Here is a 26,821-nt window from a genome sequence, read left to right as displayed (position 1 = left end):
TCGGAAGGCACATCATGACCATCTCGAAGGCTCACGCCCTCATCGCACTCGCAGCTGCCGCTGCTCTCCCGCTCGCCGCTTGCGCGGACCCGACGTCGACCAGCTCGTCGACCAGCGGCTCGGACGCATCGGCAACCACCGCAGCCACGACCTCGTACGACGTGTCGAAGATTCCGACCGTTGACGAGATCGCCGCCCTGGTTCCCGACGAGGTTAAAGCGCGCGGCACGCTGCGAAATGGTGCGTCTGCCGACTACGCCCCTGCCGAATTCCTCGGTGACGACTCACAGACTCCGCAGGGATACGACGTCGACATCAACAAGGCGCTGGCCAAGGTCATGGGCCTCAGTGAGGGAACGACCAGCCACGCGGAGTTCCCGACGATCATCCCGGCACTGGGCACCAAGTTCGACGTCGGCATCTCGTCCTTCACGATTACCTCCGAGCGCGAGGAGCAGGCAAACCTGATTTCCTACGTCCAGGTGGGCTCCGCGTACGGCGTCGCTGCGGGCAACCCGAAGAACTTCGATCCGTCCAACCCCTGTGGCAAGACGATCGGCGTGCAGACCGGTACCGCGCAGGAAGACTACGCGACCGAGCTGTCGGACAAGTGCGTCGCCGACGGCAAGGAAAAGATCACCATCATGCCGCACGACCTGCAGACCGACATTGCTACGAAGGTCGTCGGCGGCCAGTACGACGCCACCTTCGCCGACTCGACTGTCATCGGTTACACCGCAACTCTTTCGAGCGGCAAGATCGAGCAGGTCGGTGACGTCGTCGAGTCCGCGCCGCAGGGCGTGGCCGTCAGCAAGAACGATGAGCAGCTGACCCAGGCCATCCAGAAGGCCATGCAGTACCTGATGGACAACGGGTACCTCAAGGACATCCTGACCACCTATGGCGCTCAGGACGCAGCCCTGACCACCGCCGAGCTGAACCCGGCGACGAACGACTGAGGATCTCATGGCAACCATCAAAGACGGCGTCGAGCTGATCGACGCGAAGCCGGTTCCGCGCCCCGGGAGGTGGGCGAGCGCCATCGTCGCCGCGATTCTCGCAGCGATGGCCGCTCACGCTCTCATCACGAACGCAAACTTCCAGTGGCAGGTCGTTTTCCAGTGGCTGTTCTCGCGTTCGATCATGCAGGGCGTGCTCTTCACGATCATTCTGACGGTCCTCGCGATGGTGGTCGGCACCGCGCTGGCGATCACGATGGCGATTATGCGTCAGTCCGTGAACCCGGTCCTGCGCTGGGTTGCGATGGCCTACATCTGGTTCTTCCGCGGAACGCCTATCTACACGCAGCTGATTTTCTGGTCGCTGCTGCCCACGCTGTATCCGACGCTGTCTTTCGGTGTGCCGTTCCTCGGCTCGCTGTGGGGATGGGAGCTGAGCTTCGATACGGCCACCTATTTCACGCCGTTCTGGATGGCTTTCATCGGCCTGGGCCTGAACGAAGGTGCCTACCTGGCTGAGATCATGCGCGCCGGCCTGTTGAGCGTCTCGAAGGGCCAGTGGGAGGCTGCCACCGCTCTGGGCATGCCGCGCGGAACGATCTTCCGCCGCATCATCCTGCCGCAAGCGATGCGCGTGATTGTCCCGCCGATTGGCAATGAGACGATTTCGATGCTCAAGACGACCTCCCTGGTCTCGGCGATTCCCTTCACCCTAGAGCTCACGTTCATTGCGCGTCAGCGCGGCCAGGCGACATTTGCGCCCGTGCCTCTCTTGATTGCGGCAGCGATCTGGTATCTCGTTATCACGAGCCTACTGATGTGGATTCAGTCCTTCATTGAGAAGTACTACGGCAAGGGGTTCGAGCGCCGCGACAATGCTGGAACTGGCTCCCCCACCACCTCCGCGAAAGACGACGGGGATGATGAGGACAAGGCCACCAAGCTCAAGTTTTTGGATGTGACACCATGACGACCACGACACCCATGGTCTCCGTGCGCGGAGTCCACAAGTTCTTCGGCGACCTGCACGTCCTGCGGGGTATTGACCTGGATATTGCTCCGGGTGAAGTATGCGTGATCCTCGGTCCATCTGGCTCCGGCAAGTCAACACTCTTGCGTTGCCTGAACATGCTCGAGGACATCAGTGCTGGTCGCGTCTTCGTCGACGGAGAGTTGCTCGGTTACCGCGAGGACGACAATGGCGTGCTGCATGAGCGTCACGATAAGGAGATCGCTGCCCAGCGTTCCCGCATCGGCATGGTGTTCCAGCGCTTCAACCTGTTCCCGCATATGACGGCTCTCGAAAACGTCATGGAGGCCCCGATCCAGGTCCTGAAGCGCTCGAAGAGCGAGGCGCGCGAGCAGGCACTCGAGCTCCTCGATCGCGTGGGTCTGGCTGATCGTGCGGACCACTACCCCGCCGAGCTCTCGGGTGGCCAGCAGCAGCGCGTGGCCATCGCCCGTGCGCTGGCGATGGATCCGGAGATCATGCTTTTTGACGAGCCGACCTCCGCGCTTGATCCCGAGCTTGTCGGCGAGGTCCTCCAGGTGATGCAGGATCTCGCGGCGTCCGGCATGACGATGGCTGTTGTTACCCACGAGATCGGTTTTGCCCGTGAGGTGGCAGATCAGGTGGTATTCATGGACGGCGGCGTGATCGTTGAGGCCGGCGCTCCCGCCGAGGTCATCGACAACCCGCAGTCGGAGCGTACCAAGGAGTTTTTCTCCAAGGTGCTCTGATCCTTATTCGACGAGGCCGGGGCTGGGTTCTCCCAGTCCCGGCCTTTGTCGCAGTCGCGGTGCCTCGAGCGTGGCGCGGAGATGTCGCGTGTCAGGTCAGGGTGACGAGGTCGAGGTAGCTGTCGTCCCACAGGTCCTCGTCGGCGTCGGGAAGAAGGAGGACTCGCTCGGGGTTGAGGGCTGTGACAGCGCCCGGATCGTGGGTGACGAGGATGACGGCTCCCTCATAGTCGCGCAGGGCAGCGAGGATCTCTTCGCGCGACGCGGGGTCGAGGTTGTTGGTCGGCTCGTCGAGCAGCAGGACGTTGGCTCCTGAGACGACGAGCGTCGCAAGGGCGAGACGTGTCTTCTCGCCACCGGACAGGACGGAGACGGGCTTTTCGACATCGTCGCCCTGGAAGAGGAATTGCCCGAGGATGTTGCGTACGTGGGTATCGTCGAGCGTGGGGGCGGCCTCGGCCATGTTCTCGCGGATTGTGCGGTTTTCGTCGAGGGTCTCATGCTCCTGCGCATAGTATCCGAGCTTGAGTCCGTGGCCTGGCACAACTCGTCCCGAATCCGGTTCCTCGATGCCGGAGAGAAGACGCAGGAGCGTCGTCTTACCCGCACCGTTGAGTCCTAGGACGACGACCTTGGAGCCGCGATCGATGGCGAGATCGACGCCTGTGAAAACTTCGAGCGAGCCGTAGGACTTGGAGAGGCCTTCGGCAGTCAGAGGTACACGCCCGGAGGGAGCGGGGTCGGGGAAGCGCAGGCGCGCCACCTTTTCCTGTGCGACCTCCTGCCCGGCCTGGGCGAAGAGCTCCTCGGCGCGGCGCAGCATCTGCTGGGCGGCCACAGCCTTCGTTGCCTTTGCGCGCATCTTTTCGCCCTGAGCCTTCAGATGCTCGGCTCTTTTCAGCGCGTTCGCGCGTTCCTTACGGCGCCGCCGCTCGTCTTCCTCACGCTGTTTGAGGTATGCCGCCCACCCGAGGTGGTAGATGTCGATCTGAGCACGATTCGCATCCAGGTAGAACACCTGGTTGACCGTGTCACCGAGGAGCTTGACGTCGTGGGAAATAATCATGACGCCACCGGGGAACGTCTTAATCCAGTCGCGCAGCCAGATAATCGAATCGTGGTCGAGGTGGTTCGTGGGCTCATCGAGGAGGAGTACATCGGCGTTGGAGAAGAGCACGCGCGCCAGTTCGACGCGGCGGCGCTGGCCGCCAGAGAGCGTGTCGAGGGTCTGGTCGAGGACGCGGTCCTCGAGACCGAGGGAATGGGCGATCTGCGCCGCCTCGGCGTTGGCGGCCCATCCTCCGGAGTTCGTGAACTGCTGGTCGAGTTTGACGTAGCGTTCCATGGCTCGCTGCTGCCGGGCACCATCGGTCGTCGACATCTCATGTTCGGCCTTGCGAATGCGCGCGATGATCGAATCAATGCCGCGCACAGAAATAATGCGATCCCGGGCCTTCATCTGAGGGTCACCCACGTGCGTGTCCTGAGCGAGGTAGCCGACGGTGCCGTTGGAGGTGATCGTTCCCGTGTGCTCGGCGGCGCCCCCGCGATCAGCCTCGCCTGCGAGGAGGCGCATCGTCGTGGTCTTACCGGCGCCGTTACGGCCGACGAGGCCGATGCACATGCCTTTATCGATTCTGAAGCTCGCGTGGTTGACGAGCTCGCGGGCACCGATACGCAATGAGAAATCCTGGACGTTAATCACCCTCCAAGAGTAGAGGGAGGGGTGCCTGTGGGCGAATCAACCCACGCCGGTATGCCTCCCGATGCGCGCAACGGCACGATCAACAGGCACAATGGATGTCGGGTATCACCCGATCTGTGAGTCAATCTGCGAGGTTTTCATACCATGTCCGACAGCCCCATTCCGTCTGGATCGGCGCGCCATGCGCGCGCCCTCGACATCATCTCCGTCGCTTTCGTGGCGCTGCTGCTCATTTCCAATATCGCCGCGACCAAGGCGTTTATGCTGGGCACGTCCACGCACTATCTTATTTTTGACGGAGGTGCGATCCTCTTCCCGCTGACGTACATCATCGGCGATGTGCTCTCGGAAGTGTACGGATTTGCGCGCGCCAGGCGCGTCATCATTATGGGTTTTGTCGCCTCGTTCCTCGCATCCCTGACATTCTTTATCGTTCAGTACCTGCCTCCCGCACCCGATTACGACAACCAGGAGGCGTTCGCCGCTGTTCTTGGTGTTGTGTGGCGCGCGGTTGTGGCTTCTCTCGCCGGCTATCTGGCTGGCCAGCTCCTCAACTCCTACGTGCTCGTGTGGATCCGTCGCCGCTGGGGCGCCAAGCATCTGTGGGCACGGCTGATCGGCTCGACGGTCGTCGGTGAGGCAGCGGATACCATCCTCTTCTGCACGATCCTGTTCTACGGTGAGATGACGCTGGGTAACTTCATCAACTACACGGTGACCGGGTACTTCTACAAGGTCCTCCTGGAGGTCATTCTTCTCCCCGTCACCTATCCGGTGATCGCCGCCATCCGTCGCACTGAGGGACTGAAGAAGGACGAGGTTTTTGATCGATGACCGACAACTGGCTCTCCTCCCCCGCTCCCAAGCAGCTCACGCCGTTCGAGGCCCCGGCCTCGTCGGGCGGTCACTGCCCTGACCGCGGATTTACCATCGGCACACGTCTGGACGCGCACGGCGGCCTGGGACGAACCGGCGTCGTTCATACCGCGCACGGTGATATTCGCACCCCCGCGTTCATCCCCGTCGGCACCAAGGCAAACGTCAAGGCACTGACCCCCGAGATGGTACGCGGTCTGGGTGCCCAGGCAGTGCTGGCTAATGCCTATCACCTCTATCTCCAGCCCGGTTCCGATATCGTTGACGAGGCGGGCGGTTTCGGCCAGTTCATGAACTGGTCGGGCCCCACGTACACCGATTCTGGCGGTTTCCAGGTGTTGTCGCTGGGCGCCGGCTTCAAGAAGGTGCTGTCGCAGGAGTTTTCCGGTCACGCCGACCCAACAGATCCCGCCGTGCAGATGCAGGCGATCAAGGCCTCGAACGCGGTTGTCGATAACGACGGTGTGATCTTCTCCAGCCATATCGATGGGTCGAAGCACCGTTTCAACCCCGAGGTGTCGATGGGCATCCAGCACCAGCTCGGCAGCGACATCATGTTCGCATTTGACGAGCTCACAAGCCTCCTTCACCCACGCTCCTACCAGGAGGAATCGCTCGAGCGCACGCACGCATGGGCTGCCCGCTGCCTCGCCGAACACAAGCGCCTCACCGTGGAACGCTCCCACAAGCCGTATCAGCAGCTCTGGGGCGTCATTCAGGGCGCTCAGTGGGAGGATCTGCGTCGTCACGCGGCTCGCACGATGGCCAACATGGACGTCGATGGCCAGCGATTCGACGGATTCGGCGTGGGCGGTGCGCTTGAGAAGGAAAACCTCGGCACGATCGTGTCGTGGGTGTGCGAGGAGCTCGGCGAGGATCGTCCTCGCCATCTCCTGGGGATCTCCGAACCCGAGGACCTTTTTGCGGGTGTCGCAGCAGGTGCGGACACCTTCGATTGTGTGAATCCGTCGCGCGTCGCGCGCAACGCCGCGATCTACACCCCCGATGGTCGATTCAACATCACGAACGCACGCTTCAAACGCGACTTCACGCCGCTCGTCGATGGCTGTGGATGCTACACCTGCACGCACTACACGCGTGCGTATATCCATCACCTCTTCAAGGCGAAGGAAATCCTGTCGGCGACGCTTGCCACCATTCACAACGAGTGGTTCACGCTGCGCCTCGTGGACGCTATCCGCGCCTCCATCGAGGATGGTTGTTTCGATGAGTTCCGTTCCGACATGCTCGGCCGCTACGAAGCTGGTCGACGCCGCTAACTCCTGGGAGTAGTCATGAGCTTCAACGACAATATCCACTTGGATCCGTCCCGTGTCAGCACCTCGGGAGCGGGACGCAAGATTGCAGGGGCCGGCGGTGGATCGATTCTCGGTGTCCTGCTGATCCTCGGTTTTTCCTACTTCACGGGGATCGATCTCACCAGTCTCCTGTCTTCGTCACCGCAGACCTCCTCCTCATCCTCCTCGTCGGTGGATGTCTCATCGTGTCAGACAGGAAAGGATGCAAACGAGCGCGTCGAGTGTCGAATGGTTGCGACCGCACAGTCTCTTGACGCCGTCTGGAAGACGCAGCTGGCCGATCAGGGGACCGGCGTGACCTACGAGCTTCCTGACTTTCAGATCTTCACGGATTCGGTATCGACCGCCTGTGGGAACGCGACGAGCGCCGTTGGTCCGTTCTATTGCCCCGGTGATTCCACCGTGTACCTGGACCTCGGTTTCTTTAACGACATGGTCTCGCAGTACGGCGCCTCGGATTCGGTGCTTGCTCAGGAGTACGTCGTTGCCCACGAGTGGGGCCACCACATCCAAAATCTCCAAGGAGTGTTCCGCGCTCACGACACTCGTGAAACGGGCGCTCAAGGTGCTGGCGTGCGCTCGGAGCTTCAGGCGGACTGCTATGCGGGCGTGTGGATGCACTGGGCGTCGAATACGCCCGATCCATCGACGGGTACGCCCTATCTGAAGACGCCGACCACCGATCAGATTCGCGGCGCCCTTCAGACCGCGCAGGCGATCGGCGACGACCGCCTCCAAACCAAGTACCAGGGTTCGTCCAATCCCGAGACTTGGACGCACGGTAGCGCCGACCAGCGCGCGACGTGGCTGCAGCGCGGCCTCGACTCCGGTGACATCTCTACGTGCGATACATGGTCCGCGTCGCAGGTGTGAGGCATTCTGCGGGTCGGTACAATTGAATTCGCCGATTCCCAGGAGGAAGTCATGACACGCAGCATCGTCGAGCAAGCCCACGACATGTACGACGCGGTCCCTTACGAGGTTCCCGTGCCGGACGAGTCGCTGTTCAGCCTCTTGGATAATGCGGCGCGCCTGTATCCCGATCGAATTGCCCTCGATTACTTTGGTGCAACGACCACGTATGCTCAGGTGCGCGAGCAGGTGCTCAAGGCAGCGCAAGTCTTGCACGAGGCCGGGGTTCGCTCCGGCGACACGGTAGCCATCGCGCTTCCCAACTGTCCGCAGGCATTCGTTGCATTCTACGCGTGCATGCGTATCGGAGCCGTCGCTGCACAGCACAATCCGTTGGCCCCAGCCTCGGAGATCGCGGGGCAGCTGGAACGCCACGGCGGCAGGGTTGCAATCGTGTGGGAAAAGTGTGTGGACTCCTACCCGCTCGATGTTCTCGACACGGTGTTTACGGTCGATATTTCGCACGGCATGCCGATGTCACAGCGTGTGCTTCTTCGTCTGCCCGTCGCCCGCGCACGGCAGACTCGCAATCAGTTGCGTGGTTCCGTCCCCGCGCAGACGCGCTCCTGGGACCGTGCCACGGCCTCGTCCGCGCCGATTGATCCGAACCATCCGCTGCCCACAGGCGATGACCGCGCGGTCATCCTGCACACCTCGGGCACCAACGGCGTGCCGAAGTCTGCACCGCTCACCCACCGCAATATCGGTGTCAACGTCAACCAGTGCATGTTCTGGGTGTGGAAGCTGCACGAAGGCGCCGAAACGTTCTTCTCCCTACTCCCCTACTTCCATGCCTTTGGTCTGACATTCTTCCTGTGCGCCTCGGTGCGTAAGGCTGCCACCCAGGTGCTGCTACCGAAGTTCGATGCACAGATGGCACTCGACGCGCACAAGCGACGTCCCATCACGTTCTTTGTGGGCGTGCCGCCGATGTTCGAGCGCATCCTGCGCCAGGCTCACAAGACAAATACCGACATCACCTCCATCCGATACGCGGTAGCCGGAGCTATGCCTCTATCAACCACGCTTGCAGATGACTGGGAGAAAACCACGGGTGGCATGATCGTCGAAGGCTATGGCCTCTCAGAAACGGCGCCGGTCCTGACGGGCGCTCCCCTGTCGGACAAACGCCGCCACGGCGTCCTTGGCGTACCGTTCCCGTCGACGCAGCTACGCCTTGTCTCTCTCGAGGACGACACGGTCGATGTTGAGGACGGGCAGCCCGGCGAGATCATCGTGCGTGGCCCGCAGGTATTCGATGGATACCTGGACGCACCCGAGGAGAGTGCGCGCGTCTTTACCTCCGAGGGGTGGTTCAAGACCGGTGACATCGGGGTCAACAGTGACGGCTTCATCTCGATGGCTGACCGTAAAAAGGAACTGATTCTCTCGGGAGGGTTCAACGTCTACCCCTCCCAGGTCGAGGCAGCGATCCGATCCCATCCGGCGGTGTCTGACGTCGCCGTTGTCGGGGTTCCCGTGAACGATGCAACCGAAGAGGTTGCCGCCGCGATCATCATGGAAGACGGCAGTGCACCACTGACTCTTGAGGAAGTGCGCGCCTGGGCTGAAAAGACCATTGCCCACTACGCTCTCCCCCGCCAGCTGGTCGTCATCGCCGAACTGCCGCGCAACCAGATGGGCAAGATCCTTCGTCGTAAGGTCGCGCAGCTCGTGCGCGAGAGGCTCGGACGCGAGTAGCCTGCGCCGGCACCGCCAGCTACTCTATTCGGCCCGACCTCGACCTCGAGGCAAACGCAACTCCTTCGTTTCTCCCGCCACAACGACAAATCCCCCGGGAACCTATGCTCCCGGGGGATTTGCTTCACGTAGCGCTCAGACGTTGAAGCCGATCGCTCGCAGCTGCTCACGGCCGTCGGGCGTGATGCGATCCGGGCCCCACGGCGGCATCCAGACCCAGTTGATCTGAACGTCGTCGGTCACTGCCGACAGGATTGTCTGCGCCTGGCGCTCGATCACGTCAGTCAGCGGGCAGGCAGCCGACGTCAACGTCATGTCGAGGCGAACCTGGTTTTCAGAGCCGATCACGACGCCGTACACCAGGCCAAGATCGACAATGTTGATGCCCAGTTCGGGATCGATGACGTCCTTGAGGGCCTCCAGCACATTTTCGGCTGCCAGCGTGCCCTGCTCGATGACGTCGGTGCCGTCGATCTGGCGGGTGGGCACCTCGGCGCTAGGAGCTTGCGCCTGAGCGGGCGCGCCGAAGCGCTGCTCGACCGGCTCAGACTGAGCCATCGGGTTACTCATTCCTGTTCCTTTACTGATCGGCGGGCTCGCCCGCGGTGGAGATATCGATGCCGGACTTGGCCATGGCATCGCGGAGCGCATACCACCCCAGGAGCGCACACTTGACGCGATTGGCGAATTGGGAGGTGGATTCCAGAGCGGCTGCGTCACCGAGGTCGTCGAGAATCTCATCGTCGACGCCAAGATTACGCGAATGCATCATGACTTCCATGTCTCGGTAGAGACGACCGATTTCCTCGGCGGACTTTCCCTGGGTCAGGTCGGTCATCATGGACAGCGATGCGCGCGAGATCGAGCAGCCATCGCCTTCCCACTGGAGGGAGGCGAGATGATCACCATCGAGCGACACGCCCAGCGTGACCTCGTCACCGCAGGTGGGATTGACCTGGTGGGACGATGCGTCCATGCCCGACGGGTCACCTGCGCCGTGCTTTTCACGAGCGTGATCCAGGATGACCTGCTGATACAACTGTTCAAGACTGCCCATGGTTTCCTTTCATACCCAGCGATCACGTGCAATTCTACTAACCGAAGAAGCTGCGCACCTTCGACAGTCCGTCAACGAGGCGTTCAATTTCCTCGGCGGTAGTCGTCGGGGCAACTGACGCACGTGCGGAGGAACGCACCTGGAAGAACGTATGCAGTGGGATCGCACAGTGGTGCCCGACTCGGACGGCGACATCCACCGAGTCCATGAACTGACCCACGTCGTGGGGGTGCACGCCGTCCACGGCGAAGGCAACGACACCGATGCGATCAACGTCCGAGTCGGGGCCGAGAACCCTGATGCCATCGATCGACGAGATGCCGTCGAGCATCATGGACGTGAGCGCGTGTTCGTGTGCTTCCACGCGATCCATACCGAGCGCCGACATGTAGCGCAGCGCCTGCGACCAGGCTGCGATCTGAGCGACGGGCTGCGAGCCTGCTTCAAAACGCTCGGGCGGTGCCATGAAGGTAGATTCCTCCATGGTGACCCATTCGATCATGGAGCCACCGGTGAGGACAGGTGGCATCGCCGCGAGGAGCGACCGACGTCCCCACAGTGCACCGGCACCCGTGGGGCCGAGCATCTTGTGCGAGGAGAACACCGCGAAGTCAACGTCGAGCTCTGAGAGGTTCAGCGCCATGTGCGCGCTGGACTGACAGGTATCGAGGAGGACGAGCGCGCCGACGGCACGGGCCGCCGCGCTCACGGCCGCGACGGGTGAAACGGCGCCGGTCACGTTAGACACGTGGGTGAATGCGACGAGACGAGTGTTCGGTGTGATGACCGAGAGCGTCTCCAGGTCAATGCGACCGTCCGGTGTCAGGTCGAGCCAGGCGAGCTCGGCGCCCGTACGCTGGCATAGCTGCTGCCATGGGACGATGTTCGCGTGGTGCTCGGCGCGCGTGCAGACGATACGATCGCCGGGTCCCACGCGCAGCGACGCCGATTCAGCGCCGCCCATGCCCTGAGAAGCATTACCCATCGAGAGAGCGACCAGATTGATCGCCTCGGTCGCGTTCTTCGTCCAGACGATTTCGTCTGCCGACACACCGACAAACGAGGCCAGAGCACCGCGTGCACTCTCAAATGCGTCGGTCGCTTCGTCGCCAAGCAGGTGCGTGCCCCGGTGGACCGCGCCATTACTGCGGCGATAAAAGTCGGCCTCGGCGTCGATGACGCATGCGGGCTTCTGGGATGTCGCGGAGGCATCCAGGTACGCAATGGGCGCGCCGCCGCGCCCGACGCGACTCAGAATCGGAAAATCCGAACGAATCGCGTCGAGCTCGGCGGCGGTAAAGTCTCGCGACACGGCGATCAGAGACCCAGGTACTTGTCGTAGCCGTTCTCTTCGAGCTCGTCAGCCAGCTCGGGACCACCCTGAGCGGCGACGTGGCCGTCGACGAAAACGTGAACGTGGCTGGGCTTGATGTAGCGCAGGATGCGGGTGTAGTGCGTGATGAGCATGACGCCGCAGCCGGTCTCGCCGTGAACGCGGTTGACGCCCTCGGACACGATGCGCAGTGCGTCGACGTCGAGGCCGGAGTCGGTCTCGTCGAGGACAGCGAACGAGGGCTTCAGGAGCTCCATCTGGAGGATCTCGAGGCGCTTCTTCTCGCCGCCGGAGAAGCCGACGTTGACATCGCGCTCGGCGAAGTCGGGGTCCATGCGCAGGTTCTCCATGGAGGTCTTCATTTCCTTGACCCACGAGCGCAGGGCGGGTGCCTGGCCGTCGATCGCGGTCTTCGCGGTGCGCAGGAAGTTCGAGACGGACACACCAGCTACCTCGACGGGGTACTGCATGGCGAGGAACAGGCCCGCCTTGGCGCGCTCATCGACGCTCATCTCGGTAATGAGCTGATCGTCGAGCCAGGCCTCACCCGAGGTGATCTCGTAGTCGGGGTGACCGGCGAGCGCATAGGCCATGGTGGACTTACCGGAGCCGTTGGGGCCCATGATGGCGTGGATTTCGCCGGAGTTGATCGTCAGGTTGACGCCCTTGAGGATCTCCTTGGGGCCTTCGGCGGTCTCGACGGAGACGTGCAGATCCTTAATACGCAGAGTCGACATATGTATTCCTTACAGCTCAGTTGTTACGGGACTTGGCCAGCTCGGCCTCGACGGTTGCCATGAGGTGGTCGACCACCTCGGGGACGCCGATCTGGTTGATCAGTTCGGCGAAGAAGCCGCGCACGACCAGGCGGCGTGCCTCGTGCTCAGGAACACCACGGCTCATCAGGTAGAACAGCTGCTCGTCGTCGAAACGACCGGTCGCAGAGGCGTGTCCGGCGCCTTCGATCTCGCCGTTCTCGATCTCGAGGTTGGGTACGGAATCGGCCTTGGCACCCTCGGTGAGCACCAGGTTGCGGTTCAACTCGTACGTGTCCGTACCGTCTGCGGCCTCGCGGATCAGGCAGTCACCGATCCACACCGAGTGCGCGTCCTTCCCTTGCAGGGCGCCCTTGTAGGTGACGCGCGAGAAGCACTTCGGCTGCGAGTGGTCCACGAAGACACGGTGCTCGAGATGCTGGCCGCCGTCCACGAAGTAGATGCCCAGCATGGTGAGCTCGGCGCCCGGACCTCGGAAGTCGGTGTCCGCGCACAGACGCACGAGGTCGCCGCCGAAGGTGACGACGATGTGGGTCAGCTTGGAGTCGCGTCCCAATGCCAGGCGCTGGTTCGAGGCGTGCAGGACGGTGTCGTCCCATTCCTGCAGCGACACGACGGTCAGGTTCGCGCTGTCGCCCGTTTCGACCTCGACGGTCTGGTTGAGCGCAGCCTGCGCGGAACCGCTGTGCGAGAGGATCACCGTCGCCTTGGAGAAAGCGCCTGCGCGAATCACGAGGTGCTGTGCACGGGTGCCTTCGACGTCTGCGACGTTGATGCGCACGGGGGCGTCGAGCTCGGCCTCGGCCGGGATCTCGACGACGGTCGCACGCTCGAAACCGTTCCACGCGACGACCGCAGTACGGTCGCCGGGCGCGAGCACGGTTCCGAGGCGCAAGTCATCGCGCGACACCGACTCGACGAGAACGGAATCAGGAGCGTCAACCGCAACGGGCGCGTCGCCTGCGTCGTAGTTCGCCGGCTCAAAGAGGCGCTCGATGCGGCGCATCGGGGTGAAACGCCAGTCTTCCTCGCGTCCGTGAGGGGCGGGAATGTCGTTCAGGTTGAACGAGGTGGGACGATCCGCGCGCGACGGGTGTGCCCTCTCGGCGTCAGCCCCGTGCGAGTGGGCCTTGTTCATGGTCTCGACAATAGTGTTGGGGGTCGTCATCAGCCGACGGATCCTTCCATCTGCAGTTCAATGAGGCGGTTGAGCTCGAGGGCATACTCCATCGGCAGCTCCTTAGCGATCGGCTCAACGAAGCCACGCACGATCGTCGCCATGGCCTCGTTCTCGTCGAGGCCTCGGCTCATCAGGTAGAACAGCTGATCGGCGCTCACCTTGGTCACGGTCGCCTCGTGTCCCATCTCGACATCGTCCGTACGCACGTCCACGTACGGGTACGTGTCGGTACGCGAGATCTTGTCCACGAGCAGGGCGTCGCACAGGACGTTCGACTTGGAGTGGCGTGCACGTGCGTTGACCTGGACGAGGCCACGGTAGGACGTGCGGCCACCGCCACGCGACACGGACTTCGACACGATCGATGACGAGGTGTGGGGTGCCATATGCACCATCTTCGCGCCGGTGTCCTGCTGCTGGCCGGGGCCGGCAAAGCCGATGGACAGCGTTTCGCCGCGGGCGTGTTCGCCCATCAGGAAGCAGGCGGGGTACTTCATGGTGATCGCGGCACCCATGTTGCCGTCGACCCATTCCATGGTTCCGCCTTCTTCGACGATGGCACGCTGAGTCACCAGGTTGAGAACGTTCGTCGACCAGTTCTGAATGGTCGTGTAACGCACGCGCGCGTCCTTCTTCACGAAGATCTCGATGACACCGGAGTGCAGCGAGTTCTCATCGTAAATCGGGGCGGTGCAGCCCTCCACGTAGTGCACGTAGGAGCCCTCGTCGGCAATGATGAGCGTACGCTCGAACTGCCCCATCGCCGAGGTATTAATGCGGAAGTACGCCTGCAACGGAATGGTCACGTGCACGCCCTTGGGAACGTACACGAACGAGCCACCGGACCAGGCGGCCGTGTTCAGCGCGGAGAACTTATTGTCGCCCGCGGGCACACACTTGCCGAAGTACTCCTCGAAGATCTCGGGGTGTTCGCGCAGGCCCGTGTCCGTGTCGGTAAAGATGACGCCCTGGCGCTCCAGGTCCTCCTGGATCTGCTGGTACACAACCTCGGACTCGTACTGCGCGGCAACGCCCGACACCAGACGCGACTTCTCGGCCTCCGGGATACCGAGGCGATCGTAGGTGTCACGGATTTCTTCGGGGAGATCTTCCCAGTCATTGACCTGGCGATCAGTGGGGCGCACGTAGTACTTGAACGCATCGAAATCCACGTGGGACAGATCCGGCCCCCACGCGGGCATCGGCTTGCGCTCAAAGAGCTCAAGCGCCTTCAGACGACGTTCACGCATCCACTGTGGCTCGTCCTTCACGTCCGAGATAAAGCGGACTATTTCTTCGTTAATGCCGGTGGGGACGTCCTTGGAGTAGTCGTCGGAGTCGTGCCAACCGTACTCATAACCGCCGATCGACTCGATGATCTCGTCATCGGTCATACGACGGTCCTCAGCGCCCGAGGCGGGTGCCTGCGTCATTGTTGTATCAACCTCTCGTTCTTACCTGTGTGCTACTTGCGTCGCACGTTCCGCGCTCCGGGGCGAATCACGGGCATACCCACGGGAATGTGGGTCGTGCACACGTGTCCACCACCGGCGAGCGTGGAAAGTCTTTGCACATGGACGTCGAGGAGCTTGCCAAAAGCGATTGTCTCGGCGTCACACAACTGCGGGAAGTCGCCCGCAACGTTTTGGATGGGGCAATGGCCCTGGCAGAGTTGGACAGCAAGCGTGCCTCCGCCAATATCGCGCACGGTCGCGGCATAACCGTCTTGCGTCAAGGCGTCAGCGAGGGCCTGCGCACGCACGCGAGGATCCGTCCCGGCATCGCGCACGATCGGGGCGTATCGCCGTTCGATCTCGCGTGAACGTGCCGCAGCGAACGATTCGACCGCTTCCTCTCCCCCGAGCTGCCCAAGATATCCCAGCGCTTTGGTAGCAAGGTCTGAGTAACCGTCAGCCAGGTGGACATGAGCGCGTTCCGTTGCGACGTAATGCCGGGCGGGACGCCCCCGTCCTCGCTTGGACGGTGCGCCTGGCTCGTGTTCCGCGATCTCTTTGGATTCGAGCAACAACGTGATGTGGCGCCGAACGGCAGCGGTTGTCAGCCCTAAGACCTTCGCAATTGACGAGGCCGTGACCGGCCCCTTTTCGACGATGAGATCGAGCACCTGCTGTCGGGTTGTGGCGTCTGATTCCTCTGCCACCTGTCCTCCGCTCCGACGCTTCACGCGTGCGTCTCCGTGTGCTTTTCTCTGGAAACGAGTGTACGCCAATTTAGATAAATCGGCGTTGCGAAAAGCGGATCGGAGTGTCGGACAGCCCACAAGTCGAGGGACCTAGGGCCCAGGGCTCGTTAGCTACCGCATCCACGGAGCATCGGCGGCCCTCAATCCCTCCCAATTGCGACCGCGAGCTGCATACGCCGCGAGGATACCGATGACAGCAGAAGGGCTATGCAGTCGACCAGAGAGCACCATGTCGAGAGCCTGGTCCAGCGGGACCCACGCATACTGCATCGTCGCCTCCTCGTCCTCGCGCTCGAACACGGTACCGGTCTCGGCGAGCTCTCGAGCGAGGAAAACACGCAGAGGCTCATTCGTGCCGCCGGGCGACGTCAAGAAATCGACGAGGACCTCCCATCGGCCAGCCTTCATGTCGGTCTCTTCCGCAAGCTCACGCTCGGCGGCAATCAGCGGATCTTCACCAGGAATATCGAGGAGGCCAGCGGGAATCTCCCACAGATTGGCCTGCACCGGATGACGGTACTGGCGTTCCATGAGGATCTCCTCAGCCCCCGCCTCGCCGCGCATCGCCACGACGGCCACAGCACCCGGATGACGGGTGTACTGACGCACCACCGGGTCCTGCCCCTTCACGACAACGACATGATCTTCGACCATGTCGACGATACGGCCGCTCCACACGACATCGCTCGCAGCAACCTCGTGAGGGCTCGGCTGATCCGCGATCGCCCGGACCTGGTCGCTCGACAGAAAATGCATGTCGTCTCTCATTCCTTTTCGTCAGAGCGCGAAGAGTAACGTCCCACGTGACGCTTCAACGCAGCTTCAATCAGTCCCGCGAACAGCGGGTGCGGGCGCGTCGGACGACTCTTGAACTCCGGATGCGCCTGCGTTGCAACATAGTAGGGGTGCACAGCCGAATCAAGCTCGACGAACTCAACAAGCGAACCATCCGGAGAGGTGCCGGAAATCTTCAAGCCCGCCGCTTCGAGGCGGTCGCGGTAGGCATTGTTGACCTCGTAACGGTGACGGTGCCTCTCGCTCACCTCGGTCGTTCCGTACGCGGTGGCGACAATCGAATTCGGGACGAGGCGTGCGGGGTATGCGCCGAGACGCATCGTGCCACCCATATCGCCACCCCCATCGACGAATTCGTGCTGGTCAGCCATCGTGTGGATGACGGGCTCGGTCGTATCGGGGTCCATCTCAGTCGACGAGGCTCCCGGGATACCGGCGAGGTGACGGGCAGCCTCGATCACCATGCACTGCAGTCCCAGGCACAGGCCCAGGGTCGGGACACGATGCTCGCGTGCCCAGCGCAGCGCACCGAGCTTGCCTTCAATGCCACGAATACCGAATCCACCGGGAACGACGATTGCATCCACACCGGCGAGCTCACGCGCAGCCCCTTCGGGCGTCTCGCACGTATCCGATGCGACCCAACGGATATCAACCCGCGCGTTGTTCGCGAAGCCGCCGTGCTTGATCGCCTCAGACACCGACAGATAGGCGTCGTGCAGGTCAATGTACTTACCGACGAGGGCAACCTCGAGGCGGTGCTTCGGGGAATGAACGCGCTCCAGCAGTTCCTTCCATTCCTTCCAGTCCACGTCGCGGAAGGACAGTCCGAGTCGCTGGACAAGGTAGGCGTCGAGGCCCTCGCGATGCAGCGTCAGCGGCACGTTGTAGATCGAAGGCACGTCGGCACACTCGATAACCGCGTCGCGGTCAACGTCGCACATGAGTGCAACCTTCGACTTGATCCCTTCGGGCAGCGCGCGATCAGTGCGCAGCACCAGCGCGTCCGGCGCGATACCAATCGACCGCAGCGCACTCACGGAGTGCTGCGTCGGCTTCGTTTTGAGTTCACCGGCCGCAGGCAAGAACGGAATGAGCGACACGTGCACAAAGGCGACGTTCGAGCGTCCGAGGTCGTGGCGCACCTGACGGGCTGCCTCGAGGAAGGGCTGCGATTCGATGTCACCAACCGTGCCGCCAATTTCGGTGATGATGACGTCGGGGCTATTGCCGTTCTCGTCGGGCTGCGCCTGGCGACGCATCACATTCTTAATCTCGTCAGTGATATGCGGAATAACCTGAACGGTATCGCCCAGATACTCGCCGCGGCGTTCCTTAGCGATAACCGTGGAGTACACCTGGCCTGTCGTCGCATTTGCAGCGCCCGACAGGTTCACATCCAAGAAGCGTTCGTAGTGGCCGATATCAAGATCGGTTTCCGCGCCATCCTCCGTCACGAAAACCTCGCCGTGCTGGAAGGGATTCATCGTGCCGGGATCGACATTGATGTAGGGATCGAGCTTTTGCATGACCACATGCAGTCCCCGGGAGCGAAGCAACCTACCCAAGCTGGAGGCGGTCAGGCCCTTGCCCAACGAGGACACAACGCCACCCGTGACAAAAATATGCTTGGTCATGGAATTTTCCGCACGCGCCGTGCGCATTGAAGTACTCACCATGGAACTTCAGCCTAACACTCCTGGCATGAATCGGCCCCCGGGATCTGGGCAGATCACCGGGGGCCGACGAGCAAAATTGCGTCTTAACGCGGTTTACTTGGCGCTGGGAATGACAGACTGTGCTCCGTTACCCACACCGAAGGCGCGGGCACCGGTGGCGGGCGTGGACAGGGCGAGCGCCGTATCGACGGCGGCCAGCGTCGTACCGACCGAATCCACGGTCGTCACCGCGGTGCCGCTCGCGCGCACAGAAGTGATCATCGCGTCACGTGTCGAGGCATCACCCACGAGAACACCGGACGTCGAACCGACGGCCTGGGCCAAACCAACCCAGGCATCGGAGCTGGCGGAAACTGCGGCAGGGCTCGCGCCATTCGAGGCGACGGCCTGGGCGCGCGGTCCGACAGCAACGATAGTGGTAGCGGCGCCAGCCGGATCTTCGTCGATCGTCATGATCGGGGTAGACGCGTCCGTCAGGATCTGCCGCAGCAGGTCAGTCTCGGAACCGGTCGAGGTGAGTACCTGAACGATCGAGTAGCCGACCACACCATCTGCACTAGCCGTCTTGGCCGCACCGGAGCTCAGATGTGAGGCGAGCGTCGTCGACAGAGTCGTGCGGTACTGGCTCATGGACGTGGACTGCCAGTTGTCGCTCAGCGTCACGCGGCCGACGACGCTTGCACCGGCGTCGGTCAGCGTCGAACGGAGAGCAGTCACGTCATCGTCCGACGCACCGGGGAGCACGACAAGCGCGACCTTAGCACCGGTCAGCGAACCCGTAAGCGTCGAGGAAGCGAGGGCTTTCAGGCCCGCCGCCTCGGCTTCTGCCTGCGCGCTCAGCTGGGGATCGGCCGCGGTGGAAGTCGACGACGCGTTCACCCCAGCGTGGATACGGCTCTGTAGCGGGCCAGCACCCAGGACGACTCCGACGGCGAGAGCGATGAAGATCCCGATGATCGAGACAACGTGATAGCGAAAGTTAATCATTGGGTTCCTCCAGCGGAATGCATCAGCGAGACGAAGAAAGAGGTAATCGGGTGCAACAGGTCATTTCCCCACGGGGTCGACCACAGTGCGACGCCCATCAGCCCAAGAGCGACAAGGGCGAGAAGAACGAGGGTCCAGCCGCGAGGACGCGGGCGGAATGTGGCCGCAACTGCCTGCGCGCCAATAAGTCGTGAACCAACCGCAAGCCGAGAGAAAAACGCAGGGGCAACGAGCGCTCGTCCAGCGTCCACAAGCTCAGCCTCCCCGTAGGAAACACCGGCGGTGACAACCGCAGTTGCCCCTGAGTGAGCGGCGACAACGAGGGCCGCGTCGAGAGACGTACCGGCCATGGCCACACGCTCGTAGACGATACCCATACGATCCAGCCGCTGGGCGCCAGGTGCGAGACCGTCGCCGCCGACCCGCACGATAAAGGCACGTGCACGGCGAATGGCCTTCTCGCTCATCAAATCCGCGTCACCCACAACGAGGTCAAGGGTGAGATGGGCTTTGAGCGCAACGTCCGCTCCCCCATCGACAGCGATGACGAAAGGAGCGGCCTCCGAACGCCAACGGGCGAGCGCGCGGCAATCGCTCGCTGCTTCGCTCGCGGCGCTCACCAGCAGAATCGGACGCTTGCCGAGGCCATCAATAGAAGGCACTCCCTCACCACGCAGAACGGTCGCACCGTCCTTGGCCAGGTAGTCTTCGACAGATCCTTCAAACCCGGCGAATAAAGTGGCCGAGTCGGCGACCTCAACGTCCAGGTCCTGCGCTGACACCGCCCGACCGGTCGCAATGATGCCGCCATCAACGAGGACCTTGCCGCCCGTGACGGCGACTTCCTGTCCCTCGCGCAGCGACATGATGTCTTGGCCAAGGTCATCAACGAGCGTAATACCGGCGTCGAGAATGAGGCGCGGACCGAGAGCTGCGGCTCGACCCGTCAGCGAAGGCTGCGCGTTGAGGACCGCGATAGGCGCGGCTTCAACCAGCGCAGCTGCGCTTTCGCGGTCCAAGTCCGCGACGTTGATAACGGCGATCTCTCCACGCTCGAGGCGCGTTGCCAGGTGCTTGGGACGGTCGTCGACGCGTACACGCCCCACCTGGCCCTTCGATTCCTTTGAAAGTGTTTCACTCATCCCTGCGATTGTGACACGGCGGAAGCCAAGACTTGCGAAGCGTGGCGGCGCGCCGCAGCCGAGTGCGGATCCCCACCCATCATGCGCGTCAGTTCGGCTTCGCGTGCCTCCCCCCGCACTTCACGAACCTGCGTCGTCCCGTCGTTTTTCTCGATGACGAGATGCTGGTCCCCGAAAGCGGCGACCTGGGCCAAGTGCGTCACGACGATGACCTGGCGCGACGCAGCGAGTCTCTTCAGGCGTGCGCCGACCTCCGTTGCGGTCTGCCCGCCGATGCCCGCATCGATCTCGTCAAAAATAAACGTGGAGGAAGCCTCGGTGCGCCCGAGCATCAGCTCAAGGGCGAGCATCACGCGCGAGAGTTCGCCGCCGGAGGCACCCTGACCGAGGGCACGCGCAGGAGCATGCGGGTGCGGCTGCAGGCGGAAGACAACGGTCTCACACCCGTGGGACGTCGGCTTGGTTGCATCGAGGTCAATGTGGAGCGTGGCGTCGGGCATCGACAGGGCATGTAGCTCATCGTTGACGCCGCTGGCGAGCTCTGCCGCGAGCGTGGCGCGTGCGGCCGTCAGGCGGGAGCCGCATGCGAGCACATGTTCCTGCGCGGCGCGCAGTTCTTGCTCAACGAGGGCGGGGTCCGAGGCCGGAGCCGACAGCTCGGCGAGCCGAACACGCGCTTCTTGGACCCACGCGAGCAGGCCCTCGACATCGGCCGCGCGGCCTCGCAACGCATCTTTAATGGCAGCCCGACGGGCATGAATCTGCGCCAGGCGCTGCGGATCCGCGTCGAGTCGGCTCAGATAGGACGACACGTCATCAGCGAGAGCATCCAACTCGAGCGCCTGGTTGCGGGCGCGGGCGACGAAATCAGCCACGGCCTCGTCGAAGCGCGATGCCTCGTCCAGCTGCGCGTATGCACTGCGCGCAGACTCCACCGCACCCGCGTAGTCGCCGCGATCATCCCCCTTGAGATAACCGAGAGAAGCCCCCATCAGGGCGCGAAGATCCTCAACATTCGTCAGGCGCGCGGCCTCTCGCACCAAGTCCTCTTCTTCGCCTGGCTGCGGATCAAGCGCCTCGATCTGATCGATAGCCGCACGCAGATCGTCGATCTCCTCGGCCCGCTCAGACGCGTCGCCACGCAGGGAATCAAGACGATGCTTGATATCAACGGCTGCGCGAAAAGCTGCGCGATACTCCTCCAGGACAGCCCCATGTTCGCTGCCACCAAATTGATCCAGCGCACGTCGTTGAGCGGCCTCCCCCGTCAGCCGAATCTGATCCGACTGGCCATGGATCGTCACCATCGACCCGACGATATCAGCCAATACGGCAGCAGGAACGGGACGGGAACCAAGGTGCGCACGCGAGCGCCCCGCCGCACGGACCGACCGACCAACGATCAGCTCATCGCCTTCAACGAGACCACCAGCATCCTCCACGCGCGACCCAATATCAGGCGTGATCGAAAAAATGCCATCGACCGACAGACGTTCCGTACCGCTACGCACGAGCGCAGCGTCAGCGCGAGCCCCGAGAAGAAGCTGCAGACTCGACAACACCATCGTTTTACCGGCACCAGTTTCACCGGTCACAACAACGAGCCCAGGGCCAAAGTCGACGTGCGCGTTGGCAATGACACCCAGATTGGAAATATCGAGAGATTCAATCACCGCGCAGCGTCCCTCCATCCACGTACCGGCAAATTGAACTTACGGACGAGACGCGCAGAAAACGGCGTATCGTCCACACGCACCAGCTGCACAGGAGACGATCCCACGCGTGCACGCACGACGCCACCGGCCGGGACAGTCATACGGCGCAGGCCATCACACCACATTTCCGGGGCAGTCCACATATCATCGAGGACCACGATCTCCACACACGCCGACGGGCCAACGACGAGCGGACGCGTGAACAACCCGTGCGCCGCCAACGGAGCGACAACGATTGCTTCCGTATCCGGCCACACGACGGGCCCGCCAGCGGAGAAAGAATAGGCAGTTGAGCCGGTCGGCGTCGACAAAATCATGCCATCGGCGCCGTACGTCGACACTTCCTGTCCATCGACGACGAGGGCAAAATGAACGGGATGAGCGACGTCCGTGTGCATCACGACCGCTTCGTTAAGCGCCCAGTCGTCAGCCTTGGAACCGTCGGGACGCTCCATCGTCACATCCAGGGTCATGCGACGTTCGACCGAAAAATCTCCGTCGGCGATCTTGCGTGCAAGGTCACCGGTCCCCTTATCACCCAGTTCCGTCAAGAAGCCCATGTGGCCAGCATTGATACCCAGCAGAGGAACGTCCAGGGCACGCGCGCTTGACGCTGCCACCAAAAATGTTCCGTCACCGCCGATCGACAGAACCATGTCGATGCCGCCCCCAGATGCGTCTTCGACGACCTCAATATCGCGCGCGCTGAGCGCCTCCGCCAAGCTCACGGCACTCGTCACTGCGTTCGGGCGGTGACGATGGCGCACCATCAATACACGGGTCATGAGTGTCCTCCAGCAGGACCAGCAGCGACGGCCGCACGGATGTAATCGGTCAGTTCGCACGGATCGATGGGCTCAGGATAATCGCGCCGCATGTGAACGAAGTACTCGACGTTACCGCTCGGGCCGGGAAGCGGTGACGCGGCAATCGCTGCGATGTCGAGACCCAGCTCAATGGCGCATCGCGCAACCTTGTCGACCGTTTCAATGTGATGCTCCGGGTTGCGCACCACTCCCCCGTGCCCGAGCCTCTCTTTCCCGATCTCAAACTGAGGCTTGACCATTAACAGGAAGTCAGCGTGAGGAGCGGCCGCTGCAACCAGCGCGGGGAGCACGAGGGTCAGCGAAATGAACGACATATCCCCCACGACAAGTTCGGGCGCAGGTGCGACCGAGGCAGGATCAAGGGTGCGCACGTTCGTCCGATCGTGAACCTCGACGCGAGGATCGGACTGCAGCTTCCAGGCCAGCTGACCGTAACCCACGTCCACAGCGACGACCGAGGCGGCGCCGCGACGCAGCAAAACGTCGGTGAAGCCACCCGTCGAGGCACCCGCATCCAACGCACGGCGTCCTTCGATCACCGGCGCTCTATCACCGAGCGCGTCAAGGGCTCCTGCGAGCTTGTGCGCGCCGCGCGAGACGTACTCGGGATCATCTGACTCCTCAACGAGAATCGCCTGCGCAGGATCCATCTGACGGGCCGGCTTCAGGACAATCTGACCGTCGAGCTTCACGCGTCCATCCTCGATCATCTGAGCAGCGGCAGATCGCGATTTCGCAAGCCCACGACGGACCAGTTCAGAATCAATACGGCGAAGCTTCACGTATCTCTCCGATCCTCATGACGGACGCGTATCTGTTCGCCAGGGACGGCCACGCCGCTGGGAACATCGGCAGACAAGGCCCGGCGCAAATCGGACTCAATGGCTTCCAGCGTCGCAATTTGCTCCGACGCTTCAAGGCCATCGAACCCGACGAGCCGAGCCTCCGTCTGTTCGCGTAGGGCCATCAGGCCTCGTCGTCCAAATCCGCTGTCGCTTCGAGGAGCTCCTCAAGCTCCTCTTCACCGGGCAGGAAAGCCGGCGTCTGCGCACCTGGCTCCGGCAGGCTGTCCGCGTTCGCGGCGACGTCGAAGAAGTCGTCGTCATCTGCGGGCGCCACGGTCGGCTCGGGAGCGGTGACGATACCCGCAGGATCGTCGTTGCCAACAACGGTAATCTCCGGGCACGAAGGAGCGGCCCCTGCGCCGTCCGCGTACTCCCACGCAGCGGCGGCGAGTGCACGGTAAGAGTCAATGCTGATCGTGACGGGCTCGGTCAGCTCGACATCATCGAGCGTGAGCACGCCGGAGCGAGTGGCCTTGGCGACCTGGGAGACACCACAGGTCCAGGTCCCGTCGCGATGGTGCTTGGGTGCAGGGTGAGCCTCCAGCATGCCACGCATGTCGATGGCAAGGTAGCTGGGGCGCTGGCCGCGCGGTGCACGGATGACGTCCCTGGCCATATGGACACCCGTGAGGACGTGCATGGCGGGAACGCCCGCGGCTACCGCGCCCATGATGTCGGTCTCGAGGCGGTCACCCACGGCGAGCGGGTTCTGCGCACCCACGAGCTCGCTCGCACGACGGTAGATACCAGGCTCAGGCTTTCCGCCAGCAGTGGGACGCTTGTGGGTCGCATGCTGAATCGCACGCACGAGCGAACCGTTGCCAAGCGCCTGTCCACGCTCGACGGGCAGCGTCGCATCGAGGTTGGATGCGTAGAAGGACGCACCACGCTCGATAGCGAAAGCGCCCTCGGACAGCAGCGCCCAATTCACTTCCTTGTCGAGGCCCTGCACGACGGCAGCGGGCTCATCGTCCGCGCTATCAACGAGGACGAAACCGCGCTCTTCAAGCGCGAGACGCAAGCCCGCGCCACCGATCACGAGAACCTTCGAACCTTCCTCAAGCTCCTCAGCCATGATCGCTGCGATATCCATCGCAGACGTCATCACCATGTCAGGCGTCGCATCGAAGTCCATGCTGTTGAGCTTCTCCGTCACCTGCGCAGGAGTACGCATCGCGTTGTTGGTGACGAACGCGGAAGCCATACCAAGCTCACGCGCCTCGACGACAGACGCAGCAGCATGCTCAATACGCTCGTCCCCCGCCCACGCGGTCCCATCAAGGTCAAGAAGAGCGCAATCATAGTCCTCGGCAAGGGCGTTGCCGGTGCCACGCAGCGGCGACCGCTTGCCGTCAACGTCGGCATCCTGGTACAGCGCGACGTCGATGATCTCAGCGTCTTCGGCAATCACAGGCATAGAGGCGATGACCTCAGCGGCCTCCTCATCACGGCCAAGCTCGGTCAGACGCTGGGCCTTGACTTCCATGAGGCGACGACGCAGCTCGTCATCAACCGATGACGGCAGTGCTGCGAGAGCATCATCGACGATCACGAGTCCCACGTCGGACTGTCCGAGATCCGCACGTGCACCGGAGGACACGAGGACGAGCTCAACCTGCTCAGCAAGATCGAGCGACGAGGCATCGGTAGCGTCGATAATCTCAACGGCCTTCTCGGGATGGCCGAGACCGCGCTCGGCATCTGCCTCAACCGCGCGCAGCGATGAATCGCCGCGCATACGACGGACCGCGCGGACCTCTCGCAGCGCCTCCTCGTAACGTCCGGACGCATAAGCGGTCAGAGCGGCTGCCTCACGGACAACGTCGACGCGGCCAGCGCGGGAAACCGCGGCCTGTGCGTGTTGATAGGCAGCCTCCGGATCGAGATCGATCAGCTGCCCCGCCATCACGAGGTGACGCGCGACGATGTCGCGGTTAGGGCCGGAGAGTGTGGCCAGCGCGCGCGAAGCGTCGCGATCAAGTTCATCGGCGCTGACACCTGCAGGAATCGTCGGTTCGTTTCCGTTCGGCGACACGTACTCATCCGTGGACGAGTAGCTCTTATAGGAAGCATCCTTTCGTCGATCATCGCGGAAACCGCCACGACGATCGTCACGGCGCTGGTAGCCACCACGACGGTCATCACGACGCTGGAAACCACCACGATCCCCACGGCGATCATCACGGCCACCAAAATCACGACGATCATTGTCACGACGCTGGAAGTCACGGCGATCACCATCACGTCGATCATCGCGGAAGCCACCACGACGATCGTCACGCTGCTGGTAGCCACCACGACGGTCATCACGACGCTGGAAACCACCACGATCCCCACGGCGATCATCACGGCCACCAAAATCACGACGATCATTGTCACGACGCTGGAAGTCACGGCGATCACCATCACGACGGTCATCACGGAAACCGCCACGACGATCGTCACGCTGCTGGTAGCCACCACGACGGTCATCACGACGCTGGAAACCACCACGATCCCCACGGTCCGAACGATCAGACTGGCGGTCACGCCACTGGGGCTCACGCTTCTGATATCCACCACGGCCGAATTCGCCGCGTCCTCGAGTCTCTTCTGCCATGGTGTCTATCCTCTATTCCTGCGCCACATGACGCTCTTGTGACTGGTGCGCGAAGCGCGTTCAACCACCCAATATTAGACGACTGGTGGTCACGGGGTGGTATTCAGCTGTAAAAACGAGAGGGACGGCACGCTTTCGCGGCCGTCCCTCTCCTGACGTGTGTTGTGGCGGTGTCCTACTCTCCCACAACCTGGCGGTTGCAGTACCATTGGCGCTGCCGGGCTTAGCTTCCAGGTTCGGAATGGATGCTGGGCGTTTCCCCGGTGCTATGACCACCACAAGTCTTGGTGTTCAACACGCTCCCCACCGTGTTTGGTGGGGTGTGGGTTGATCGTGGTTTGTATAGTGGTTGCGGCTGTTTTGCCTGTGGTTTTTGCTCACCCGGTTTGTTGGGTGTTGTTTAGTGTTGGCCCATTAGTACCAGTCGGCTCACGAGCACCTCGCGGTGCTTCCACCTCTGGCCTATCAACC

24 protein-coding genes and 1 rRNA gene are annotated in these 26,821 nt (G+C 62.6%); 8 read left to right on the top strand and 17 right to left on the bottom strand.

Going from position 1 to position 26,821, the window contains the following annotated elements; genetic code table 11:
- Positions 1 to 14: 14 nt before the first annotated feature.
- From QP415_RS00125 to QP415_RS00115, 3 genes are read left to right on the top strand one after another with little or no spacing between them, the layout of a single operon-like run.
- Entirely contained in the window at positions 15 to 959 is a 945-nt protein-coding gene (locus tag QP415_RS00125) for an ABC transporter substrate-binding protein (protein WP_285097765.1), read from the top strand.
- 7 nt (positions 960 to 966) lie between these two features.
- The gene (locus tag QP415_RS00120) at positions 967 to 1,929 is read left to right on the top strand and encodes an amino acid ABC transporter permease (protein ID WP_016461613.1); all 963 of its coding nucleotides are present in this window, start codon (positions 967 to 969) and stop codon (positions 1,927 to 1,929) included.
- Positions 1,926 to 2,699, top strand: coding sequence for an amino acid ABC transporter ATP-binding protein (locus tag QP415_RS00115; protein ID WP_285097763.1), 774 nt, complete (start codon positions 1,926 to 1,928; stop codon positions 2,697 to 2,699). The genes QP415_RS00120 and QP415_RS00115 overlap by 4 nt, the downstream gene beginning before the upstream one ends.
- A gap of 91 nt (positions 2,700 to 2,790) precedes the next feature.
- On the opposite strand, the gene QP415_RS00110 is transcribed toward QP415_RS00115, so the two are convergent.
- Positions 2,791 to 4,404, bottom strand: a complete 1,614-nt coding sequence (locus QP415_RS00110) for an ATP-binding cassette domain-containing protein (protein ID WP_285097761.1) — start codon at positions 4,402 to 4,404, stop codon at positions 2,791 to 2,793.
- Between the two features lie 144 nt (positions 4,405 to 4,548).
- Between QP415_RS00110 and QP415_RS00105 the strand changes: the two genes are divergently transcribed.
- Genes QP415_RS00105 through QP415_RS00090 form a run of 4 tightly spaced genes read left to right on the top strand, consistent with a single transcriptional unit; the run spans position 4,549 to position 9,212 of the window.
- Positions 4,549 to 5,238, top strand: a complete 690-nt coding sequence (locus tag QP415_RS00105; RefSeq protein WP_285097760.1) for a queuosine precursor transporter — start codon at positions 4,549 to 4,551, stop codon at positions 5,236 to 5,238.
- Complete coding sequence (gene tgt / locus QP415_RS00100) at positions 5,235 to 6,560, top strand: tRNA guanosine(34) transglycosylase Tgt (protein WP_285097759.1); 1,326 nt, start codon at positions 5,235 to 5,237, stop codon at positions 6,558 to 6,560. Before QP415_RS00105 ends, tgt begins: the two co-directional genes overlap by 4 nt.
- A 15-nt stretch (positions 6,561 to 6,575) precedes the next feature.
- Positions 6,576 to 7,472, top strand: coding sequence for a KPN_02809 family neutral zinc metallopeptidase (ypfJ, locus tag QP415_RS00095; RefSeq protein ID WP_285097758.1), 897 nt, complete (start codon positions 6,576 to 6,578; stop codon positions 7,470 to 7,472).
- A 51-nt stretch (positions 7,473 to 7,523) separates the two neighbouring features.
- The gene (locus QP415_RS00090; RefSeq protein ID WP_016461607.1) at positions 7,524 to 9,212 is read left to right on the top strand and encodes a long-chain-fatty-acid--CoA ligase; all 1,689 of its coding nucleotides are present in this window, start codon (positions 7,524 to 7,526) and stop codon (positions 9,210 to 9,212) included.
- 135 nt (positions 9,213 to 9,347) lie between these two features.
- Here QP415_RS00090 and QP415_RS00085 read toward each other — a convergent pair whose 3' ends face one another.
- The 15 genes from QP415_RS00085 to QP415_RS00015 form a co-directional block, all read right to left on the bottom strand.
- Positions 9,348 to 9,782, bottom strand: a complete 435-nt coding sequence (locus QP415_RS00085) for a metal-sulfur cluster assembly factor (protein WP_016461606.1) — start codon at positions 9,780 to 9,782, stop codon at positions 9,348 to 9,350.
- 10 nt (positions 9,783 to 9,792) lie between these two features.
- On the bottom strand, positions 9,793 to 10,269 hold the full coding sequence (gene sufU, locus QP415_RS00080; RefSeq protein ID WP_048676825.1) for a Fe-S cluster assembly sulfur transfer protein SufU: 477 nt from the start codon (positions 10,267 to 10,269) through the stop codon (positions 9,793 to 9,795).
- Between the two features lie 37 nt (positions 10,270 to 10,306).
- A complete protein-coding gene (locus tag QP415_RS00075) occupies positions 10,307 to 11,581 on the bottom strand; it encodes a SufS family cysteine desulfurase (protein ID WP_016461604.1) in 1,275 nt (424 codons plus the stop codon).
- Between the two features lie 5 nt (positions 11,582 to 11,586).
- On the bottom strand, positions 11,587 to 12,339 hold the full coding sequence (gene sufC / locus QP415_RS00070; RefSeq protein ID WP_016461603.1) for a Fe-S cluster assembly ATPase SufC: 753 nt from the start codon (positions 12,337 to 12,339) through the stop codon (positions 11,587 to 11,589).
- A 16-nt stretch (positions 12,340 to 12,355) separates the two neighbouring features.
- A complete protein-coding gene (sufD, locus tag QP415_RS00065) occupies positions 12,356 to 13,546 on the bottom strand; it encodes a Fe-S cluster assembly protein SufD (RefSeq protein ID WP_285097753.1) in 1,191 nt (396 codons plus the stop codon).
- On the bottom strand, positions 13,546 to 14,991 hold the full coding sequence (sufB, locus tag QP415_RS00060; RefSeq protein ID WP_016461601.1) for a Fe-S cluster assembly protein SufB: 1,446 nt from the start codon (positions 14,989 to 14,991) through the stop codon (positions 13,546 to 13,548). The genes sufD and sufB overlap by 1 nt, the downstream gene beginning before the upstream one ends.
- A gap of 32 nt (positions 14,992 to 15,023) precedes the next feature.
- Entirely contained in the window at positions 15,024 to 15,719 is a 696-nt protein-coding gene (locus QP415_RS00055) for a helix-turn-helix transcriptional regulator (protein ID WP_034475649.1), read from the bottom strand.
- Positions 15,720 to 15,872: 153 nt separating this feature from the next.
- On the bottom strand, positions 15,873 to 16,517 hold the full coding sequence (locus QP415_RS00050; protein ID WP_048676823.1) for an NUDIX domain-containing protein: 645 nt from the start codon (positions 16,515 to 16,517) through the stop codon (positions 15,873 to 15,875).
- An 8-nt stretch (positions 16,518 to 16,525) separates the two neighbouring features.
- Positions 16,526 to 18,193 (bottom strand): CTP synthase, encoded by a 1,668-nt coding sequence (locus QP415_RS00045; RefSeq protein WP_442953441.1) that lies wholly within the window; start codon positions 18,191 to 18,193, stop codon positions 16,526 to 16,528.
- A gap of 135 nt (positions 18,194 to 18,328) precedes the next feature.
- Positions 18,329 to 19,222: a copper transporter gene (locus QP415_RS00040; RefSeq protein WP_285097749.1), complete on the bottom strand. Its 894-nt coding sequence runs from the start codon at positions 19,220 to 19,222 to the stop codon at positions 18,329 to 18,331.
- Positions 19,219 to 20,364, bottom strand: coding sequence for a putative cytokinetic ring protein SteA (gene steA, locus QP415_RS00035; protein WP_285097748.1), 1,146 nt, complete (start codon positions 20,362 to 20,364; stop codon positions 19,219 to 19,221). The genes QP415_RS00040 and steA overlap by 4 nt, the downstream gene beginning before the upstream one ends.
- Positions 20,361 to 22,037 carry a DNA repair protein RecN gene (gene recN / locus QP415_RS00030; RefSeq protein WP_285097746.1) on the bottom strand — a complete coding sequence of 559 codons (1,677 nt, stop codon included), beginning with the start codon at positions 22,035 to 22,037 and terminating at the stop codon, positions 20,361 to 20,363. The genes steA and recN overlap by 4 nt, the downstream gene beginning before the upstream one ends.
- Positions 22,034 to 22,864, bottom strand: coding sequence for an NAD(+)/NADH kinase (locus tag QP415_RS00025; protein ID WP_016461594.1), 831 nt, complete (start codon positions 22,862 to 22,864; stop codon positions 22,034 to 22,036). The genes recN and QP415_RS00025 overlap by 4 nt, the downstream gene beginning before the upstream one ends.
- Complete coding sequence (locus QP415_RS00020) at positions 22,861 to 23,688, bottom strand: TlyA family RNA methyltransferase (RefSeq protein WP_285097742.1); 828 nt, start codon at positions 23,686 to 23,688, stop codon at positions 22,861 to 22,863. The genes QP415_RS00025 and QP415_RS00020 overlap by 4 nt, the downstream gene beginning before the upstream one ends.
- 184 nt (positions 23,689 to 23,872) lie before the next feature.
- Positions 23,873 to 25,657 carry an HAD-IIA family hydrolase gene (locus QP415_RS00015; protein WP_285097740.1) on the bottom strand — a complete coding sequence of 595 codons (1,785 nt, stop codon included), beginning with the start codon at positions 25,655 to 25,657 and terminating at the stop codon, positions 23,873 to 23,875.
- A gap of 6 nt (positions 25,658 to 25,663) precedes the next feature.
- Here QP415_RS00015 and QP415_RS00010 point away from each other — a divergent pair, with 6 nt between their 5' ends.
- Positions 25,664 to 26,392 (top strand): hypothetical protein, encoded by a 729-nt coding sequence (locus QP415_RS00010; protein ID WP_285097738.1) that lies wholly within the window; start codon positions 25,664 to 25,666, stop codon positions 26,390 to 26,392.
- Between the two features lie 120 nt (positions 26,393 to 26,512).
- Here the strand turns inward: QP415_RS00010 and rrf are convergent.
- A 5S ribosomal RNA gene (rrf, locus tag QP415_RS00005) occupies positions 26,513 to 26,630 on the bottom strand.
- Positions 26,631 to 26,821: the final 191 nt, after the last annotated feature.

It is taken from the genome of Pauljensenia sp. UMB3104 (assembly GCF_030217285.1).
In the GTDB taxonomy this organism is placed as follows: Bacteria; Actinomycetota; Actinomycetes; order Actinomycetales; family Actinomycetaceae; genus Pauljensenia.
The sequence above is the reverse complement of the archived record's forward strand: the minus strand, read 5'-3'. Positions and strand labels throughout refer to the sequence as shown.

Coding starts and splice junctions, on each gene's coding strand:
- sufC (WP_016461603.1), bottom strand. CDS start 12,339: ATGTCGACTCTGCGTATTAAGGATCTGCACGTCTCCGTCGAGACCGCC.
- QP415_RS00115 (WP_285097763.1), top strand. CDS start 1,926: ATGACGACCACGACACCCATGGTCTCCGTGCGCGGAGTCCACAAGTTC.
- steA (WP_285097748.1), bottom strand. CDS start 20,364: ATGAGTGAAACACTTTCAAAGGAATCGAAGGGCCAGGTGGGGCGTGTA.
- sufD (WP_285097753.1), bottom strand. CDS start 13,546: ATGACGACCCCCAACACTATTGTCGAGACCATGAACAAGGCCCACTCG.
- QP415_RS00050 (WP_048676823.1), bottom strand. CDS start 16,517: ATGCATTTTCTGTCGAGCGACCAGGTCCGGGCGATCGCGGATCAGCCG.
- sufB (WP_016461601.1), bottom strand. CDS start 14,991: ATGACGCAGGCACCCGCCTCGGGCGCTGAGGACCGTCGTATGACCGAT.
- QP415_RS00040 (WP_285097749.1), bottom strand. CDS start 19,222: ATGATTAACTTTCGCTATCACGTTGTCTCGATCATCGGGATCTTCATC.
- QP415_RS00105 (WP_285097760.1), top strand. CDS start 4,549: ATGTCCGACAGCCCCATTCCGTCTGGATCGGCGCGCCATGCGCGCGCC.
- ypfJ (WP_285097758.1), top strand. CDS start 6,576: ATGAGCTTCAACGACAATATCCACTTGGATCCGTCCCGTGTCAGCACC.
- QP415_RS00090 (WP_016461607.1), top strand. CDS start 7,524: ATGACACGCAGCATCGTCGAGCAAGCCCACGACATGTACGACGCGGTC.
- QP415_RS00015 (WP_285097740.1), bottom strand. CDS start 25,657: ATGGCGGGGCAGCTGATCGATCTCGATCCGGAGGCTGCCTATCAACAC.
- QP415_RS00045 (WP_442953441.1), bottom strand. CDS start 18,193: ATGACCAAGCATATTTTTGTCACGGGTGGCGTTGTGTCCTCGTTGGGC.
- sufU (WP_048676825.1), bottom strand. CDS start 10,269: ATGGGCAGTCTTGAACAGTTGTATCAGCAGGTCATCCTGGATCACGCT.
- QP415_RS00025 (WP_016461594.1), bottom strand. CDS start 22,864: ATGACCCGTGTATTGATGGTGCGCCATCGTCACCGCCCGAACGCAGTG.
- QP415_RS00120 (WP_016461613.1), top strand. CDS start 967: ATGGCAACCATCAAAGACGGCGTCGAGCTGATCGACGCGAAGCCGGTT.
- tgt (WP_285097759.1), top strand. CDS start 5,235: ATGACCGACAACTGGCTCTCCTCCCCCGCTCCCAAGCAGCTCACGCCG.
- QP415_RS00125 (WP_285097765.1), top strand. CDS start 15: ATGACCATCTCGAAGGCTCACGCCCTCATCGCACTCGCAGCTGCCGCT.
- QP415_RS00085 (WP_016461606.1), bottom strand. CDS start 9,782: ATGAGTAACCCGATGGCTCAGTCTGAGCCGGTCGAGCAGCGCTTCGGC.